Origin of the sequence: Pseudomonas sp. AF32 (genome assembly GCF_022342325.2) — a bacterium.
GTDB classification, from domain to species: Bacteria; Pseudomonadota; Gammaproteobacteria; order Pseudomonadales; family Pseudomonadaceae; genus Aquipseudomonas; species Aquipseudomonas uvaldensis.
This window is the reverse complement of the sequence record NZ_RQJK02000002.1, coordinates 123,785-142,628: the sequence shown is the minus strand read 5'-3', so window position 1 is coordinate 142,628 and position 18,844 is coordinate 123,785. Positions and strand designations below refer to the sequence as shown.

Genomic DNA, 18,844 nt, shown 5'->3' with positions numbered 1-18,844 from the left:
GAGGATCGCGCCATGGCTTTTGAAGCAATGTTCCAGCCGATCCAGATCGGCAAGCTGACCATCCGCAACCGCGTGCTCAGCACCGCCCACGCCGAGGTCTACGCGACCGACGGCGGCATGACCACCGACCGGTACGTGAAGTATTACGAAGAGAAGGCCAAGGGCGGTATCGGCCTGGCGATCTGCGGTGGCTCGTCGGTGGTTGCCATCGACAGCCCTCAGGAATGGTGGAGCTCGGTGAACCTGTCCACCGACCGCATCATCCCGCACTTCCAGAACCTGGCCGATGCCATGCACAAGCATGGCGCCAAGATCATGATCCAGATTACCCACATGGGGCGTCGCTCGCGTTGGGACGGTTTCAACTGGCCGACCCTGATGTCGCCGTCCGGCGTGCGCGAGCCGGTGCACCGTGCTACCTGCAAGACCATCGAGCCGGAAGAAATCTGGCGGGTGATCGGCAACTACGCCCAGGCTGCACGCCGGGCCAAGGCCGGTGGCCTGGACGGCGTCGAGCTGTCCGCTGTGCACCAGCACATGATCGACCAGTTCTGGAGCCCGCGGGTCAACAAGCGGACCGACGAATGGGGCGGCAGCTTCGAAGGCCGCATGAAGTTCGGCCTGGAAGTGCTGAAAGCCGTGCGTGCCGAAGTGGGCGATGATTTCTGCGTGGGCATGCGCATCTGCGGTGACGAATTCCACCCAGACGGCCTGTCCCACGAGGACATGAAGCAGATCGCCAAGTATTACGACGACACCGGCATGCTGGATTTCATCGGCGTGGTGGGGTCGGGTTGTGACACCCACAACACCCTGGCCAACGTCATTCCGAACATGAGTTATCCACCGGAGCCATTCCTGCACCTGGCCGCCGGTATCAAGGAAGTGGTCAAGGTTCCCGTGCTGCACGCGCAGAACATCAAAGACCCGAACCAGGCCACGCGGATCCTGGAAGGCGGTTACGTCGATATGGTCGGTATGACCCGCGCCCACATCGCCGACCCGCACCTGATCGCCAAGATCAAAATGGGCCAGGTCGACCAGATCAAGCAGTGCGTCGGCGCCAACTACTGCATCGACCGCCAGTATCAGGGCCTGGATGTGCTGTGCATCCAGAACGCCGCGACTTCCCGTGAATACATGGGCGTGCCGCACATCATCGAGAAATCCACCGGGCCGAAACGCAAGGTGGTGGTAGTCGGTGCCGGCCCGGCGGGCATGGAAGCCGCTCGCGTGGCGGCCGAGCGTGGCCACGACGTGACCCTGTTCGAGAAGAAGGAATTCATCGGCGGGCAGATCACCACCGCCGCCAAGGCGCCGCAACGGGACCAGATCGCCGGTATCACCCGCTGGTTCCAACTGGAGCTGGCGCGGCTGAAAGTCGACCTGCGCCTGGGCGTGGCGGCTGACGCGGCGACCATCATGGATTTGCGTCCGGATGTGGTGGTGCTGGCCGTCGGCGGGCATCCGAACCTGGAGCAGAACGAGCACTGGGGCGCCGCCGAAGGGCTGGTGGTCAGCAGCTGGGACGTGCTCGACGGCAAGGTTGCGCCGGGCAAGAACGTGCTGGTCTACGACACCATCTGCGAATTCACCGGCATGTCGGTGGCCGACTTCCTGGCCGACAAGGGCAGCCAGGTCGAGATCGTCACTGACGACATCAAGCCGGGCGTTGCGATTGGCGGCACCTCGTTCCCGACCTACTACCGCAGCATGTACCCCAAGGAAGTGATCATGACCGGGGACATGATGCTGGAGAAGGTCTACCGCGAAGGCGACAAGCTGGTGGCGGTGCTGGAGAACGAATACACCGGTGCCAAGGAAGAACGCGTGGTGGATCAGGTGGTGGTGGAGAACGGCGTGCGGCCGGATGAAGAAATCTACTACGCGCTGAAGGAAGGTTCGCGCAACAAGGGCCAGATCGACGTCGAAGCCCTGTTCGCGATCAAGCCCCAACCGTGCCTGGAGCAGAGCGGCGACGGCTACCTGCTGTTCCGCATCGGCGACTGCGTGGCCCAGCGTAATACACACGCCGCCATCTATGACGCGCTTCGGCTCTGTAAGGATTTTTGACGGCGTAGCTGCAAGCGGCAAGCTACAAGCTACAAGTAAAAGCACGGCCTCCGCTGCTCTTTCTTGCCGCTTGCAGCTTGTAGCTCGCACCTCGCAGAGGTGACTCTGATGCTTAACACCCTTCTCCCCATCCTGCTCTTCGCCGCCCTGGGCCTCGCGGTCCTCGGCGCTTTGCGCCGGGTAAACATGTGGCGCCGGGGCCGGCCGTCCAAGGTTGACCTGGTCGGCGGTCTCTTCGCCATGCCCAAGCGCTACATGGTGGACTTGCACCACGTGGTGGCGCGGGACAAATACATCGCCAATACCCACGTGGCCACGGCAGGTGGCGCGGTAGCGTCCGTCGTGCTGGCGATCCTGGTCCACGGTTTCGGCCTGCATAACCGCTTCCTCGGCTACGCGCTGCTGTTGATGTCGGCGGTGATGTTCGTCGGTGCGATCTTCGTCTACCTGCGTCGGCGCAATCCGCCGTCGCGCCTGTCGAAAGGCCCATGGATGCGCCTGCCGAAAAGCCTGCTGGCGTTCTCGGCTTCGTTCTTCCTGGTGACCCTGCCGGTGGCCGGTATCCTGCCGGAGAACTTCGGTGGCTGGCTGCTGGCGGCGATCCTGGGGGTGGGCGTGCTATGGGGCGTCTCGGAGTTGTTTTTCGGCATGACCTGGGGCGGGCCGATGAAGCACGCCTTCGCTGGCGCCCTGCACTTGGCCTGGCACCGTCGCGCCGAGCGCTTTGGTGGCGGCCGCTCCACCGGTCTCAAACCGCTGGATTTGAACGACCCTGCCGCGCCGCTGGGCGTGGAGAAACCCAAGGATTTCACCTGGAACCAACTGCTCGGCTTCGACGCCTGCGTGCAGTGTGGTAAATGCGAAGCCGCGTGCCCGGCGTTCGCCGCCGGTCAGCCGCTGAACCCGAAAAAACTCATCCAGGACATGGTCGTCGGACTGGCCGGCGGCACCGATGCCAAATTCGCCGGCAGCCCGTACCCTGGCAAGCCGGTGGGCGAGCACGGCGGCAATCCTCATCAGCCGATCGTCAACGGCCTGGTGGACGCCGAGACGCTGTGGTCCTGCACCACCTGCCGGGCGTGCGTCGAGGAATGCCCGATGATGATCGAGCACGTCGATGCCATCGTCGACATGCGTCGGCACTTGACCCTGGAAAAAGGCGCCACGCCGAACAAAGGCGCCGAGGTCCTGGAGAATCTCATCGCCACCGACAACCCAGGTGGCTTTGCCCCGGGCGGGCGGATGAACTGGGCGGCGGACCTGAACCTGAACCTGCTCAGCGACAAGAAAGCCACCGACGTGCTGTTCTGGGTCGGCGACGGCGCTTTCGACATGCGCAACCAGCGCACCTTGCGGGCCTTCGTCAAAGTGCTCAAGGCGGCGAACATCGACTTTGCCGTGCTCGGCCTCGAAGAGCGCGACAGTGGCGACGTGGCCCGACGCCTGGGTGACGAAGCGACGTTCCAACTCCTGGCCAAGCGCAACATCCAGACCCTGGCCAAGTACCGCTTCAACCGCATCGTGACCTGCGACCCTCATAGCTTCCATGTGCTGAAAAACGAATACGGCGCCTTCGATGGCAACTATTTGGTGCAACACCACAGCACCTACCTGGCGGAAGTCATCGACGCTGGCGCTCTCAACCTCGGTCAGCACAAGGGCGACAGCGTGACTTATCACGACCCGTGCTACCTGGGCCGCTACAACGGTGAATACGAGGCGCCACGCCAGGTGTTGCGTGCGCTGGGTATCGAGGTCAAGGAAATGCAGCGCTCCGGTTTCCGCTCCCGCTGCTGCGGTGGCGGTGGCGGCGCGCCGATCACCGACATTCCGGGCAAGCAGCGTATCCCCGACATGCGCATGGAAGACATCCGCGAGACCGGTGCCGAGCTGGTGGCCGTGGGTTGTCCACAATGCACCGCAATGCTCGAAGGCGTGGTCGAGCCTCGCCCGATGATCAAGGACATCGCCGAGCTGGTGGCCGACGCGCTGCTTGAAGACGCTGTGCCGAGCAAGCCCATGGCCTCGGCCAAACGTGAACCTGCGGAGGTGCATTAATGAGCGACATCATCCGTCGCGACCCTCGCGCCGAGCGGATCGCCCGCAACCGTCTGCATCCATTGCATGCGGCCATGCAACCGGTACAACACAGCTGGATGGGGCCCAACGGCATCGTCCGCAAGAATGTCCATGGGGTGGGTTTCATCGGCCCCAACGGCATCAAGCGCATCGATCGCAGCGGCGCCCAGCAGGGCGGGACCACCAAGCGCAGCGCCGCCGCTGAAGTGCAACTGCCGCTGCATCAGGTGGCGCAACCGGCGTTTTACATCAGCGTCGTGCCCGACATGGTCGGTGGCCGCCTGAGCAGCCACGACCGCGATCTGCTGGGCCTGGCGCACCAGTTGGCCGGTTCCGATGGTGCGGTGTTGGCGGTGGTCTTCGGTGAGCATAAGGAAAATGCCTTCGCCACGGCCGGTGTCGACCGCCTGTTGGTGCTGGAAGGTGAAGAGTTCAGCGGTTATGCACCGGAACAACGGGTCCAGGGCCTGCGGGCTGTGGATAACCAGTTCAACCCACGTCATTGGTTGCTGCCTGACAGTCGCAGCGGTGGCGCCGAACTGGGCCGCCGCTTTGCCGCAGCCCTGGGCGAACGCCCGGCCACGCGGGTCTGGCAGGTCAAAGGCGAGGAGTGCATCGGCCGTGCTGGCGCGGGCCTGCAAGACCTGGCCCGACCGTTGGCCCGGTTGATCCTGGCCGCGGCCGAATGTGCCGAGCCGGTCAGTGAGACCCGTCACGAAGCCTTGCCGGTGGAGTTATCCACAAGCGTGGCCCGCAGCCTGTCGCGCATCGAAGATCTCGGCGCGGTGGCGGTGGATCCGGGCGCGATCCCGATGGCCGAAGCCGAGTTCATTTTCTCCGGTGGCAACGGGGTCAAGGACTGGGCGCTGTTCCATCAGACTGCCGCAGCCCTGGGCGCAACCGAAGGCGCGTCGCGAGTGGCGGTGGACGATGGCTTCATGGCCCGCGACCGCCAGGTCGGCGCCAGCGGCACCTGGGTCACGGCGCGGGTCTATGTCGCGGTGGGCATCTCCGGGGCGATCCAGCATCTGCAAGGCATCGGTGCCTGCGACAAGGTGGTGGCAATCAACCTCGATTCGGGCTGCGACATGATCAAACGGGCGGATTTGTCGGTGATCGGCGATAGCACGGCGATTTTCCACGCCCTGATTGCGGCGGTAGAGGCTTACCGCAACGAAGCCAAACGCGATGCGGCTTAAGCTAAGGATTCAACCATGACGACTCAAGTGATCAGCCTCGTGTCCATTGGCGCCCACCCGACCTCCGGTCGCCCACGGCGCGCCGAGCAGGACGCCCGTGCCGTAGAGTTGGGCCTGCAACTGGCTGGCAACGACTTGCAGGTGCTGCATGCGGGCGATGTCGCCGAACCGGCCTTGCGCGCTTACCTGGGAATGGGCCTGGACGAACTTCACGTACTGGAAAACCCGACGGGCGCCGACGCGCTGCCGGCCCTGACCGATTACCTGCGCGACGCCGCGCCCCAAGTGGTGCTCACCGGCAGTCAGGCGGAGACCGGCGAGGGCTCGGGCATGCTGCCGTTCCTGTTGGCGGAAAACCTCGGTTGGCCGCTGGTGGTGGGGCTGGCCCAGGTGGAATCCATCGAGAATGGGGCGGCCCTGGTGCTGCAAGCCTTGCCTCGAGGGCAGCGCCGCCGCCTGAAGGTGCGCCTGCCTTTCCTGGCAACTGTGGATAACGCCGCGCCCAAACCTCGGCAAAGCGCCTATGGCCCGGCCAGACGGGGCGTGCTGCACGCCGAGGAAGTCGAAGTGATCGACGACACTCTGCTGGCAGTGGCTATTCTGCAACCGGCCAAACCACGGCCCAAGCGCCTGAAAGTGATCAAGGCCAAGAGCGGCGCCGACCGCATGAAAGCCGCCACAGCCAAGGCCAGCGGCGGAGGCGGGCAGGTGCTCAAGGGCGTCAGCCCCGAAGCAGGTGCCGAGGCGATTCTCAAGCTGCTGATCGAAGAAGGCGTCGTACGCTGACGCCAAAAATGCCCCACCTATCCCTGTGGGAGCGAGCCTGCTCGCGATAGCGATCTATCAGCCGCTGACGATGTCGGCTGATCGTCCGTCATCGCGAGCAGGCTCGCTCCCACAGGAGCATTTATTTACCCACAGACCTTGCCAGGTTTCCCACAATCCCTGTGCGCGCCTCTGTGGATAACCTGTTCGCTCCCCGCCATACCCCACGTCAATCAAGCCCTTCGAGCCTTCGCTCAAAAAATAACCAGTCTAACTCACGGTTTTTCCTGGGTTTTCCTGGCCGCTAGTGGGCTGAGGCCACCCACAATTGCCCCCAATCTCTGTTGGCGTTTCTGTGGATAAGATGTTCGCCATTGTCTGCAAGCCATGCAGTACGCACCTTCCAGGTGATTGATCATTAAATGATCAAACACCTGGGTGACACCGCAATTTTCCCTGGAAAGCGGCGAGTTATAGAGGGTAGAGGCTGTTTTCCACAGAAACGTCAAATTTACCCCCAAACGCTGTTGGTGCATCTGTGGATAAGGTGTTCGCTCCGCCCTGTAGGCCAAGCCAATCAAGGGGTTAACGAATTTGATCAAAAAATGATCTGCGCGCAGCCAACGGCTCCCCTGTTCATAACTCACGGTTTTATATGGCTTTGTCGATCAGGATATCGCCCGAGAAGACGTACTTTTCCCCAATAGCTGTGGGTGGGCTTGTGGATAACATGTTTGCCAAAGGCTGCGGATCACGCCGGGCTTAGCTCAAACCGCAATAGATCAAATTTCATACAGTTCTAAGGAACTGCCTTGACGGGGCGCTGTCGCCTGTCTTCACTCCAATGGCACAAGGACATCGCTTCCTTATCCATGCCAAGTTCAGGGAGAACACACGATGGATAACCCGCTCTCCCGTTTTTGCGTGGTCCCCCCTGTGAAGTGCGTCCCGACGCCTCCCGCGCTGTTACCCCGACGGCGCGCTATTCATCAGCGTGCGCGGCTATAGCGCGTCGATACGTATCTGGTTTTTCCCTGTAGCACCGCTGACTGCCGCTCAATCCCACAGGGAGAGTGGCCAGGCGTCTGTACGCCTGATCGACAGGCAACCGCAGAGTTGCCCCTTCCGCCTGAGAGGACTTGAACATGACACGGATATCGACCCCCATCAGCCAAATCCAGGAACATTACGATGTGATCGTCATCGGTTCAGGTTATGGCGGCGGCATCGCCGCCTCGCGCCTGTCCCGGGCCGGACGCAAGGTGTGTCTGTTGGAGCGTGGTCGGGAGATCCAGCCCGGCGAGTACCCCAACACCATGCTCGCGGCCACCGAGGAGTTGCAGGTTCATGACCCGGACGGTCACATTGGCTCGCGCACCGGGCTGTACGACCTGCACGTCAACGCTCAGCAGAACGTGGTGGTCGGTTGCGGTCTGGGAGGCACTTCGCTGATCAATGCCAACGTCTCGCTGGAGCCGGAGCCTGGTGTATTCGAGGATCCGCGCTGGCCACAGGCGGTACGTGACCATCAGGACACGTTGCTCAAGGAAGGCTATGCCCGGGCCCGCGAGATGCTCAAGCCCAACGCCTATCCGGCCTCGGAGCCGAACCTGCCCAAGCTCGATGCCCACAGTAAATCGGCCGACTATCTCAAGCAGAGCGCCCATTTCTACAAGCCGCCGATCAACGTGACGTTCGACAAGTTGCCCAACAACCTCAACCACGTCGGCGTCGAACAATTGCCGTGCAATGGTTGCGGCGATTGCGTCTCGGGCTGTAACAACAAGGCCAAGAACACCACGCTGATGAATTACCTGCCCGATGCCTGGAACCTCGGCGCGGAGATTTTCTGCCAGGCCGAGGTGCGCCACCTGGAGCGCGACGGCAACGGTTGGATCGTGCACTTCCAGTACCTGGACAGCGGCCGCGAGCTGTTCTCGGCGCCAACGCTGTTCGTGCGGGCCGACATTGTGGTGGTGTCCGCCGGCACCCTGGGCACTACCGAAATCATGCTGCGCTCCCGGGCCAAGGGCCTGTCGATGTCCAATCAGTTGGGCGAAAACATGAGCGGCAATGGCGACATCCTCGGGTTCGGCCACAACTGCGACCAGACCATCAACGGCATTGGCTTCGGCGCCCATTCGGCCAAGGAGCTGGAACCGGTGGGGCCGTGCATCACCTCGATCATCGACATGCGCACCGAGGGTGACTGGCGCAGCCGCATGGTCATCGAAGAAGGCTCGATCCCCGGCGCCCTCGGCCGGCCGATGGTGCCGAGCATGGCGGCGTTCGCCGGGATGATCGGCGTACCCACCGACACCGGCTTCGGTGCCAGCCTCAAATACAAGGGACGGGAGGCCGAAAGCTTCCTGCGCGGTCCCTATCACGGCGCGCTGCATAACATGCAGACCTACCTGATCATGAGCCACGACAACGGCAAGGGTCGCATGGTGCTCGACGACAAGGATCAGTTGCGCATTGATTGGCCCGGCGTCGGCGAGCAGGAGAACGTCACCCTGGGCAACGAGCGCCTGCACCAGTGCACCAAGGCGCTGGGCGGGATCTGGGTCGAGAACCCGATCTGGACCAAGCTGCTCAAGCACAGCATCGTTTCGGTTCACCCGCTGGGTGGTTGCGTGATGGGTGAGGATGCCACCCAGGGCGTGGTCAATCACAAGGGGCAGGTGTTCAGCGGTGCCAGCGGCACGGAGGTCTACCCCAACCTGTACGTGGCCGACGGTGCGGTGATCCCGACGTCCCTGGCAGTCAACCCGCTGCTGACCATTTCGGCGGTGAGCGAGCGCAACATGGCGCTGCTGGCGGCCGATCATGGCTGGCTGATCGACTACACCCTGCCTTCGGCGCCGCGCAAACCGGTGGCGGCGCCCACCCTCGGGGTGCAGTTCACTGAAACCATGAAAGGCTTTTTCTCTACGGCGTTCACCCAGCCGCAGGGCACCGACCTTACGCTGTACGAAGCGGCGGCCAAGCGTGGCAAGGCAGACAATTCGCCCATCGAGTTCACGCTGACCATCACCGCCGATGACCTCAATCGCCTGATCAAGGAGCCCGAACACGCCGCGACCATCGTTGGCACCCTGGATGCGCCGCTGATCTCGCCACAACCGCTGGTGGCCAGCAACGGGGTGTTCAATCTGTTCGAGCAATACCAGGAACAGGTCGGCGTGCGGCACATGAACTACGACATGAAACTGACCGCCGAGGACGGCAGCGACTATTACTTCAGCGCCTTCAAAACCGTGCCCGAGGACAACGGCGTGCTGAACATCTGGCACGATACCAGTACCCTCTATGTCACGCTTTACCACGGGCCGGACAAGACCGGCGCGGTGATCGGTTCGGGGGTGATGCACATTCTGCCAACCGACTTCGCCAAGCAGATGACCACCATGAAAGTGCTCAACGCACGTAACGAGCGCGAACGGTTGGACGCCCTGGCGCGGTTCGGCAAGTTCTTCGCCGGTATCCTGTGGGAGAGCTATGGCGGGGTGTTTGCCGGCGACATCTACTTCAACCCGGATGCGCCGCCGCGCATCAAGCGGCCGCTGGACGCGCCGGCGCCGACCGTGCATTTCTTCGAGACAGAAGACCACGTCCAACTGCGTCTGACCCGCTACCAGGCGGGCAGCAAGGGCCCGGTGATGTTGGTGCATGGCCTGGGTGTGGGCTCGAACATCTTTTCCACCGACACCATCCATACCAATCTGTTGGAATACCTGTGCAAGCACGAGTACGACGTCTGGCTGCTGGACCTGCGGGTGAGCATTCTGTTGCCCGCCAGCAAGCGGGAATGGAACGGTGACCAGGTGGCCCAGTACGACTTCAAGGCCGCCATCGAGCAGATCCAGCAGGCGACCCTGGCCCGTGACGTGCAGTGCGTGGTGCATTGCTATGGCGCGACGACCTTCTTCATGTCGATGCTGGCGGGCCTGCAAGGGGTGCGCTCGGTGGTCTGCTCGCAGATCGCCGCCGACACGGTGGTCGCCACCGCCACCGGTCTGAAGGCCGGCCTGCATCTGCCGGGGATGCTCGACGCCATCGGCATCAAATCACTGACGGCCTATGCCGACACCAAGGAGAACTGGTTCAACAAACTCTACGACAAGGCCCTCAATGGCTATGCCCGGATCGAGGCCCAGGGCTACTGCACCAACCCGGTTTGCCACCGCATCACCTTCATGTACGCCTCGTTGTATCGCCACGACACCCTTAATGAAACCCTGCACGACAATCTTCATGAGTTGTTCGGCGAGTCGAACATGCACACCTTCGAGCACCTGGCCCTGATCGTGCGCAAGGGGCATCTGGTGGACTTCAAGGGCAACGACGTCTACATGCCGCATTTCGACCGGCTGAAGCTGCCGATCTGCTTCATCAGCGGCGCCGACAACCAATGCTACCTGCCGCAAAGCACCCTCAAGACCTACGAGCGACTGTGCGACATGCACGGCCCGCAACTGTTCAGCCGCCATGAAGTGCCGGGCTACGGCCATATCGACTGCATCTTCGGCAAGGATGCGGTGGTGGATGTGTATCCGATCATCCTTGGGCACCTGGAGAAGACTGCGCTGGGTTGACTTCAGATCGAGTCGCCTTCTTCGCGAGCAAGCCCGCTCCCACAGGGGTATGCAATCTTCTGTGGGAGCGGGCTTGCTCGCGAAAGCGGACTGAAGAACGCCGCATTTCATGAATAGATCCAAGGAAAAAGGATGCCCATGAATACTTACATCCGCTGGTTCCAACGCATCATCTGGGTCGGGATTGTCATGAACATGGTCTTCGCGATTCCGGCGCTGTTCGCGCCGGCGTTGCTGACGTCCATGCTCGGCCTGCCCCCCGTATTGTCCGATCCCTGGCTGGAAAACACCGGCATGTTGCTGGTGGGGATCAGCCTCTTCTATATGCCTTCCGGGTTCAACGCGCCGCGTTTCGTGATCCATTCTTGGCTGTGCGTGCTGTCGCGGCTGGTGGCGGTGGTGTTCTGGATCTACCTGATCAACACCAACAGCCAGGGCCCTTTGTTCAAGCCGATGCTGATGGGCGACCTGACCATGTTCCTGGTGCTGGGGACCCTGCTGTATTTGGGCAGTCCGGTCGCCAATCGCCCGCTGGCCTTGCTTTGCGCCGGGTGGCGAGCGTGGCGCGAAGGCTGGGCGCAACGCTGGAAAAGCCATGGCTTCAAGGTCGGTGCGCTGGTCGTGGTGCTGATGCTGGGGTTTATCGGCTACCAGACCTGGTATCAGATGATACGAGAGGTGCCGCAACCGGACTTCAAGTCCGACGAGGACCATTACAAATACGCGGCCATCGGGCTGGGCATCGAGGCGCGGATTCCTTACTACCTGTTCGCCGTGCTGCCGCAGATGTGCCCGGAAAAAATGCCCAAGCCCGGTGGCTACGAGGTGTTCGGTTTCCTCTATGAAAACGGCAACGACCTGCCCATCGGGATGGCCAAGCGGCAGCTCGGTTACCCCACGGTAGAGCCGAACTGCGCCTTGTGCCACACCGGGTCCTATCGGGCCAATGCCACTGACGTAGCGATCCCGGTCGCCAGCGCACCGGCCAATACGCTGCAACTGCAGGCCTTCCAGTGGTTCGCCTACGACTGCGCCAGTGACCCGAAATTCACCACCGATGCGGTAATGACGGCGATCAACGCCAAATTCCAGCTGGGCTTTTTCGAGAAACTGTACAACCGCTACCTGATCATCCCGATGGCCAAGAGCGCGCTGATCAAGCAGAAGCAGGCCTACGCCTGGCAGAAGCTGCGCCCGGCCCAGGGACCGGGACGGACCGACACGTTCAACCCGACCAAGATGGTGGTGTTCGGCTTCCCGGATGATTCCACCATCGGCACCGTGGACTTGCCGCAGGTCTGGAACCAGAAACCCCGGGAGTCGATGTACCTGCACTGGGACGGCAATAACAACAAGATCCACGAGCGCAACTACGCCGCGGCCATGGCGGTGGGCGCGACGCCGGAATCGGTGCTGCCGCCGAGTTTCAACCGGGTCACCAACTGGCTGCTGGGCCACAAGGCGCCGGCCTGGCCGTTCGCCCTGGATCAGGCAAAAGTTGCCCAGGGCAAGCCGATCTGGGAGCAGAACTGCGCCGGTTGCCATGACTTCGGTCGCGCCGACACCGGGCAGGTCACCACCAACATCGACCAACTGGGCACCGATCCCCATCGCCTGAACTCCTTCACCACGGGGCTGGTGGATGCGTTCCACGGCTTCAAGAAGCCGCCGTTCGACTTCGGTGCCTACCGCAAGACCCAGAGCTACAGCAACACGCCCACCGACGGTATCTGGTTGCGGGCGCCGTACCTGCATAACGGTTCTGTACCGACCTTGTGGGATCTGTTGCAGCCGCCGGAACGGCGTCCGCAGGTGTTCTACACCGGCTCCGACATCTACGACCCGGAGAAAGTGGGCTTCATCACCAGTGGCGAGCAGATGAAAGCATCGGCGGACTTCAAATACGACACTCGCCTGGAAGGCAATCACAACGGCGGCCACCTGTATGGCACGCAGCTGTCGGACGTCGACAAACGGGCCTTGATCGAGTTCATGAAAACCCTGTGACCCAGGGCATTGCGAAGGAGCGTTCACATGTCATTACTGCATCATCTGGAACATGAGTTCGACAAGGTCAAGGTCCGGTTGCACGGGTTGGTCACGCGCCTGGAAATGTCCTGGAAAAAACTCGTCAACGACCTGGAGCCCGAGGAGTTCCAGGCCATCGTCAAACTGTTGCAACGGGGTCATGACCAGGCCCGGCACGTCATCGAGCACGGTGACCTGCCGGATGACGAACCGGCCGTCCCATGGGAACTGGCCCACGGTCTGTCGATCCTGAAGATCGGCAACGCCACGCCCTTGCCGCAAAGCGAGGACGAGTTGCCGACCCGTGTACTCAAGGACGGCACCTTGCTGGGCTGTCGTAAATGGGAATTGCTGGACCTGCTGTGGAGCGAGGCGCTGCTCAAATGGATCGAGAACCTGCGCCATCACGCAACCTTCGCGACCAATCCGGCGTTGGTGAAAATGGACAGCGATGTGGTCCTGGCGATTGCCGGCGACTGGGGGACAGGACCTTTCGACAGTCACGCGCCGGCGGTAGCCGTAGCCAATCAGATGCAGTTGGCCCAGGCCGATTTCACCATTCACCTGGGGGATGTGTATTACGCCGGGACTCAGTCCCAGGAAGATGTCGATATGGCGGGCTGGCCCCAAGGCAAGCACGGCTCGTTCACCCTCAACTCCAACCACGAGATGTACAGCGGCGCCCATGGCTATTTCAAGGAACTGGCCAAGCGCTTTCCGGTGCAACAAGGCACCAGCTACTTTGCCTTGTACAACGACGACTGGCTGGTGGTCGGCCTGGACACCGCCTATGCCTCGGATGCCATGAACCTGTACATGGACGGCACCCTCAACGAGCAACAGATCAACTGGATGAAAGGCCTGCCCATACGCAAGAAACTGATGGTGCTCAGTCATCACCAGGGTTTCGATATTTCCGGACACCACAAGACTGCGCTTTATCAACCGGTGTGCGACGCCCTCGGGCGCGAGCCGGACTACTGGTACTGGGGGCATTTGCACAACGGCATCTGCTACGCGCCTCAAGGCGGTTTGCACGCACGTTGCGCCGGACATGGGGCGATTCCCTACGGCACCACCAGCGAACTGAACGGGCATGCCCGGGTGCTGTGGTCGGAGACGGAGTTGGCGGGGGATCCGGCGTATCCGGAGCGGGTCTTGAACGGGTATGTGAAGGTGCGGTTGGTGGGGGAGAACATCGAAGAGACGTTCTATGGCGAGGATGGGTCGGTGCGCTGGTCTTCGAAGTGATCGGTGCGGCTCAGGCTGCCTTCGCGAGCAAGCCCGCTCCCACACTGGATCTTCATTGCGCTGAAAATCCCTTGTGGGAGCGGGCTTGCTCGCGAAGCTTTTAGGCCTGGACCTTGATGTCCTTGAGGTACGGCGCCGGTTCAGCCCCCAGGTTGTGGAGCATGCGCCCGCTGTACCAGTCGACGAAGTTCACCACGCCGAACTCGTAGGTCTTGGAGTACGGGCCTGGCTGGTAGGCGGTGGAGTTGATGCCGCGCTGGTTTTCTTCGGCCAGGCGACGGTCCTGGTCGTTGGTGGCGTCCCAGACCTGGCGCATGCGCTCCACGTCGTAGTCCACGCCTTCGACCGCGTCCTTGTGCACGATCCACTTGGTGGTAACCATGGTTTCCTGGGCGCTGATCGGCCACACGGTGAACACAATGATGTGGTCGCCCATGCAGTGGTTCCACGAGTGCGGCAGGTGCAGGATGCGCATCGAGCCCAGGTCCGGGTTCTTGATGCGGCCCATCAGCTTGGCGCAGCCCTGCTTGCCGTCCATGGTCATCGACACGGTGCCCTTGAGCAGTGGCATGCGCACGATGCGGTTACGCAGGCCGAAGCTCTTGTGGGCGTAAGGGATCTTCTCGGCTTCCCAGGCGGCGGCGGATTCGGCCACGTGGTCCTTGAAGGCCTGGTCGGCGCGCGGGTCGGTGACGTCGTCCCATTCCAGCAGGGTCTTGAGCAATTCCGGGTGCGAGCCGCCGCAGTGGTAGCACTCGCGGTTGTTCTCCAGCACCAGTTTCCAGTTGGCTTTTTCCATCAAGGTGGTTTGCACCGCCACCTTGGTGTTTTCCATGTCGTACGGTTCCATGTAGTGGCTCAGCGTGGACAGGAAGTCATCGATGGGTGGTGGGTTTTCCGCCAGGCTGATGAAGATGTAACCACCGGCCGTCTTCACGTTCACGGGCTTGAGGCCGTACTGCTTCATGTCGAAGTCGGCGCCCATTTCGGTGCCGGCGAACAGCAGGCGGCCGTCCAGCTCGTAGGTCCACTGGTGGTAGTGGCAGACCAGTTTGGCGACCTTGCCCTTGTCGCTGGTGCACAACCGGGAGCCACGGTGACGGCAGACGTTGTGGAACGCATGCACCACGCCTTCGGCGCCACGAATCACGATGATCGGGTTCTTGCCTACCTGCAGGGTCAGGTAGTTGCCCTTGGTCGGGATCTCGCAGGTCATGCCGGCGATCAGCCATTCCTTCTGGAAGATTTCCTGCATGTCGATGTCGAACAGGCGTTCATCGCAATAGAACGGCTGCGGCAGCGAGAACGTGCGCTCGCGTTCCTGCAGCATCTGTGCGGTAGCCTTGCGTGCGGGTTCCAGCGGATCGCCCAGGCTCAGGGTTGTGGTTACGTCCATCGTTTTATCCTCATGGCCATCTGTGTGGCCGGCGAAATATGGCTAATCGGTTGTGCTACGCAAGGCAGAAAACGTTGTTTGTCTGTTGGGGCGAGTGTGGGGCCGCGCAGGGCCGGAACCTTATCCATGGGCGACATGGCCCAATCTGTTCCCGACGCGCAAGCCCCGGTGGTTGGGGGCTGGTCGCGATAAGTACGTGGATGTCGCGAATAGGTAAACGACGCTCCCGGCGCCTGCGCACAATCGCCACCATGAAGGCCGGCAGTCGGCCGTGGAGAACAGTATGTCCAATAATTTCCTGAACCCGGTCACCACCCAGACCTGGGCCAATGGCCGACATATCGTGCGTTGCGTCAAAGTCATCCAGGAAACCTGGGATGTGCGTACCTTCTGCTTCATGGCCGACCAGCCGATCATGTTCTTCTTCAAACCGGGGCAGTTCGTAACGCTGGAGCTGGAAATCGAAGGCCAGCAGGTCATGCGTTCCTACACCATCTCCAGCTCGCCTTCGGTGCCTTACAGCTTTTCGGTGACCATCAAGCGTGTGCCGGGGGGCAAGGTTTCCAACTGGCTGCACGACACCCTGCACGAAGGCCAGGAGCTGGCGGTGCACGGGCCGGTGGGGCTGTTCAATGCCATCGATTTCTCTGCCCCGAAAGTGCTCTACCTCAGCGGCGGCGTCGGTATCACGCCAGTGATGTCCATGGCGCGCTGGTACTACGACACCAACGGCAACGTCGACATGGTGTTCATCCACAGCGCCCGTTCGCCGAAGGACATCATCTATCACCGCGAGCTGGAGCACATGGCGTCGCGGATCGACAACTTCAGCCTGCACCTGATCTGCGAGAAACACGGCCTGGGCGAGCCGTGGGCGGGTTATCGCGGCTACCTGAACCACAAGATGCTGGAACTGATGGCGCCTGACTTCCTTGAGCGCGAAGTGTTCTGCTGCGGCCCGACGCCGTACATGAACGCGGTCAAGCGCCTGCTGGAAAATGCCGGCTTTGACATGAAGCGTTATCACGAGGAGTCCTTCGGCGCCACGCCGCCGGAAGCCCGTGCCGACGCGGTGGAGCAGGCCGAACAGGCCGCCGAGGCGCCGGAAGTCGATGCGGCGGATTTGCACCTGGTGGAATTCACCTCCTCGGGCAAGAGCATTCGCGTGGCGCCGGGCGAAACCGTCCACGCCGCGGCCGCCAAGCTTGGCATGATGATTCCCAAGGCTTGCGGCATGGGCATCTGCGGTACCTGCAAGGTGTTGAAACTGGGCGGGGAAGTGGAGATGGACCACAACGGCGGGATCACCGAGGACGACGAGGCCGAAGGCTACATCCTGTCGTGCTGCAGCGTGCCGAAAGGGGATGTGCGGATCGACTTTTGATCGGCTTTCAGATGTCGATGGTTTCCCTGTGGCAATGGGATTCATCTGTGGCGAGGGGATAAATCCCCTCGCCACAAAGGCCTGTTCTGACAGGCCTTGAGTGTGTACCTTCTAGCCCGCCATCACTTCCCGAATATCCCCCGCCAATTCCCGCACCCGTGCTTCTTCGGTATCCCACGAGCACATGAACCGTGCGCCGCCCTTGCCGATGAAGGTGTAGAAGCGCCAGCCGCGAGCGGTGAGGGCGGCGATGGCCGGTTCCGAGAGTTGCAGGAACACGCCGTTGGCCTGGACCGGGAACATCAGTTCCACGCCAGGGATGTCGCTGACCAATTGCGCCAGCAATTGCGCGCAGTGGTTGGCGTGGCGGGCGTGCTTGAGCCAGGCATCGTTCTGCAGCAGGCCGACCCAGGGCGCGGACAGGAAACGCATTTTCGAGGCCAGTTGCCCGGCCTGTTTGCAACGGTAATCGAAGTCTTCGGCCAGGTCATGGTTGAAGAACAGGATTGCTTCGCCCACCGCCATGCCGTTTTTCGTACCGCCAAAGCACAACACGTCGACGCCCGCTTTCCAGGTCAGGTCCGCCGGGGTGCAACCGAGGAAGGCGCAAGCATTGGAAAACCGCGCGCCGTCCATGTGCAGGTTCAGGCCCAGCTCCTTGCAAGTGGCGCTGATGGCGCGGATTTCATCCGGGGTGTAGACGCTGCCGACTTCGGTGGCCTGGGTCAGGGTTACGACCCGCGGCTTGGGATAGTGGATGTCCTGACGCTTGAGGGCGATCTCGCGGATCGACTCGGGCGTCAGCTTGCCGTTTTCGGTACGCGCCAGTAGCAGCTTGGAACCGTTGGAGAAAAACTCCGGTGCGCCACACTCGTCGGTTTCGACGTGGGCGGTTTCCGAGCAGATCACGCTGTGGTAACTCTGGCAGAGTGAGGACAGCGCCAGGGAGTTGGCTGCCGTGCCGTTGAACGCGAAGAAGACTTCGCAGTCGGTTTCGAACAAGGCTCGGAAATCATTCGCCGCGCGATGGGTCCACTCATCATCGCCGTAGGCGCGCTGATGGCCCTGGTTGGCTTCTTCCATGGCGGCCCAGGCTTCGGGACAAATGCCTGAGTAATTGTCGCTGGCAAACTGTTGACTCTTGTCGGTCATGGCCTTGCTCCTTAGGTAGAGAGTCCTGGGTAAAGAGATCCCTGGCGGAATTCCCGTGTGGGGAATCCTATGGTCCGGCGTGTTTGGGTCCACGACGCCGTGTTCGATGTTGGTGCGCACTTTACCCAAGATTAGTGGGGGAACACACCGGATGTTTCTGTCAGCAAGTCATAAAGTCATCGAGTTTCCTCCCGCATGAACCAGCGCGACGGTGCCCTCGACCTGCTCAAGTGGCTGGCTCTGCTGGCGATGGTGCTCGATCATCTGCGATATGTCGGTTTCTCCGCCGATTGGCTGTACGTGCCGGGGCGGTTGGCATTCCCCTGGTTTTGCCTGGCGATGGCGGTCAATCTGGCGCGCAGCGGGCCGAACGCTGGTCGAGGGCGCTACCTGGGCTGGTTGCTGCTGTTCAGCGCCATAAGCGAAATTCCCTACCGGTTGTTTTTCCCCGACCCCGCGACCCTCAATGTAATGCCGACCCTGGTCCTGGGTTTGTTGGTCGCACGCGGTTGGCAGATTCCGACGCGACAGGCGCGAATGCTGGCGGTGGCAGCATTATTGTTGGCGGCGCTGTTCTCGTCGCGGCTGATGTTCGGCGTCTTTGGCGTTCTGCTGCCGTGGGCAATGGTGCTGGTGTTGCGTCGGCCCTGGTACCTGGCCCTGCTGCCGGGAATTGTGTGCGTGGCGGCCAATCAATGGCGTGTTCTGTATGGCGCGGCATGGCTCGGCAACGAAGTGGCCGTGTGGGGCTTGCTGGGCTGTCTGTTTGCGCCGGGGCTAGGGCTGTTGCTTTTGCGACAGGCGGGTCGTGTTCGTCCGCCGGCGATGCGGCGTTGGGCTTATGCACTTTATCCGGCGCATTTTCTGGTTCTGCTCGCGGTTCGCCAAGTGATCACCCACGCAATGCTGAGTTAAAGAT

At 61.8% G+C, this 18,844-nt stretch carries 11 protein-coding genes; 9 read left to right on the top strand and 2 right to left on the bottom strand.

Going from position 1 to position 18,844, the window contains the following annotated elements; genetic code table 11:
* Positions 1 to 12: 12 nt before the first annotated feature.
* The 7 genes from dgcA (at position 13) to EGM97_RS02830 (ending at position 13,993) form a co-directional block, all read left to right on the top strand.
* A complete protein-coding gene (dgcA, locus tag EGM97_RS02860) occupies positions 13 to 2,073 on the top strand; it encodes a dimethylglycine demethylation protein DgcA (RefSeq protein WP_053156152.1) in 2,061 nt (686 codons plus the stop codon).
* Positions 2,074 to 2,181: 108 nt separating this feature from the next.
* Positions 2,182 to 4,131: a dimethylglycine demethylation protein DgcB gene (dgcB, locus tag EGM97_RS02855; protein ID WP_238960803.1), complete on the top strand. Its 1,950-nt coding sequence runs from the start codon at positions 2,182 to 2,184 to the stop codon at positions 4,129 to 4,131.
* On the top strand, positions 4,131 to 5,351 hold the full coding sequence (gene etfA / locus EGM97_RS02850; protein WP_238960804.1) for an electron transfer flavoprotein subunit alpha: 1,221 nt from the start codon (positions 4,131 to 4,133) through the stop codon (positions 5,349 to 5,351). The genes dgcB and etfA overlap by 1 nt, the downstream gene beginning before the upstream one ends.
* Positions 5,352 to 5,366: 15 nt before the next feature.
* On the top strand, positions 5,367 to 6,137 hold the full coding sequence (etfB, locus tag EGM97_RS02845; protein WP_238960805.1) for an electron transfer flavoprotein subunit beta: 771 nt from the start codon (positions 5,367 to 5,369) through the stop codon (positions 6,135 to 6,137).
* Between the two features lie 1,124 nt (positions 6,138 to 7,261).
* Positions 7,262 to 10,714: a GMC oxidoreductase gene (locus tag EGM97_RS02840; protein ID WP_238960806.1), complete on the top strand. Its 3,453-nt coding sequence runs from the start codon at positions 7,262 to 7,264 to the stop codon at positions 10,712 to 10,714.
* A 138-nt stretch (positions 10,715 to 10,852) separates the two neighbouring features.
* Positions 10,853 to 12,721 carry a c-type cytochrome gene (locus EGM97_RS02835; protein ID WP_238960807.1) on the top strand — a complete coding sequence of 623 codons (1,869 nt, stop codon included), beginning with the start codon at positions 10,853 to 10,855 and terminating at the stop codon, positions 12,719 to 12,721.
* Positions 12,722 to 12,748: 27 nt separating this feature from the next.
* The gene (locus EGM97_RS02830; protein WP_238960808.1) at positions 12,749 to 13,993 is read left to right on the top strand and encodes a metallophosphoesterase; all 1,245 of its coding nucleotides are present in this window, start codon (positions 12,749 to 12,751) and stop codon (positions 13,991 to 13,993) included.
* A gap of 100 nt (positions 13,994 to 14,093) precedes the next feature.
* On the opposite strand, the gene gbcA is transcribed toward EGM97_RS02830, so the two are convergent.
* Positions 14,094 to 15,389 (bottom strand): glycine-betaine demethylase subunit GbcA, encoded by a 1,296-nt coding sequence (gene gbcA, locus EGM97_RS02825; protein WP_238960809.1) that lies wholly within the window; start codon positions 15,387 to 15,389, stop codon positions 14,094 to 14,096.
* A 283-nt stretch (positions 15,390 to 15,672) separates the two neighbouring features.
* Between gbcA and gbcB the strand changes: the two genes are divergently transcribed.
* A complete protein-coding gene (gene gbcB, locus EGM97_RS02820) occupies positions 15,673 to 16,773 on the top strand; it encodes a glycine-betaine demethylase subunit GbcB (RefSeq protein WP_072389922.1) in 1,101 nt (366 codons plus the stop codon).
* 111 nt (positions 16,774 to 16,884) lie between these two features.
* Here gbcB and EGM97_RS02815 read toward each other — a convergent pair whose 3' ends face one another.
* Positions 16,885 to 17,925, bottom strand: a complete 1,041-nt coding sequence (locus EGM97_RS02815; protein ID WP_238960810.1) for a threonine aldolase family protein — start codon at positions 17,923 to 17,925, stop codon at positions 16,885 to 16,887.
* A gap of 195 nt (positions 17,926 to 18,120) precedes the next feature.
* Here EGM97_RS02815 and EGM97_RS02810 point away from each other — a divergent pair, with 195 nt between their 5' ends.
* Positions 18,121 to 18,840, top strand: coding sequence for a TraX family protein (locus EGM97_RS02810; protein ID WP_238960811.1), 720 nt, complete (start codon positions 18,121 to 18,123; stop codon positions 18,838 to 18,840).
* Positions 18,841 to 18,844: the final 4 nt, after the last annotated feature.

What these genes read in the sequence shown, in the direction of transcription:
- dgcA (WP_053156152.1), top strand. Translation starts at nt 13, where the DNA reads ATGGCTTTTGAAGCAATGTTCCAGCCGATCCAGATCGGCAAGCTGACC.
- dgcB (WP_238960803.1), top strand. Translation starts at nt 2,182, where the DNA reads ATGCTTAACACCCTTCTCCCCATCCTGCTCTTCGCCGCCCTGGGCCTC.
- etfA (WP_238960804.1), top strand. Translation starts at nt 4,131, where the DNA reads ATGAGCGACATCATCCGTCGCGACCCTCGCGCCGAGCGGATCGCCCGC.
- etfB (WP_238960805.1), top strand. Translation starts at nt 5,367, where the DNA reads ATGACGACTCAAGTGATCAGCCTCGTGTCCATTGGCGCCCACCCGACC.
- EGM97_RS02840 (WP_238960806.1), top strand. Translation starts at nt 7,262, where the DNA reads ATGACACGGATATCGACCCCCATCAGCCAAATCCAGGAACATTACGAT.
- EGM97_RS02835 (WP_238960807.1), top strand. Translation starts at nt 10,853, where the DNA reads ATGAATACTTACATCCGCTGGTTCCAACGCATCATCTGGGTCGGGATT.
- EGM97_RS02830 (WP_238960808.1), top strand. Translation starts at nt 12,749, where the DNA reads ATGTCATTACTGCATCATCTGGAACATGAGTTCGACAAGGTCAAGGTC.
- gbcA (WP_238960809.1), bottom strand. Translation starts at nt 15,389, where the DNA reads ATGGACGTAACCACAACCCTGAGCCTGGGCGATCCGCTGGAACCCGCA.
- gbcB (WP_072389922.1), top strand. Translation starts at nt 15,673, where the DNA reads ATGTCCAATAATTTCCTGAACCCGGTCACCACCCAGACCTGGGCCAAT.
- EGM97_RS02815 (WP_238960810.1), bottom strand. Translation starts at nt 17,925, where the DNA reads ATGACCGACAAGAGTCAACAGTTTGCCAGCGACAATTACTCAGGCATT.
- EGM97_RS02810 (WP_238960811.1), top strand. Translation starts at nt 18,121, where the DNA reads ATGAACCAGCGCGACGGTGCCCTCGACCTGCTCAAGTGGCTGGCTCTG.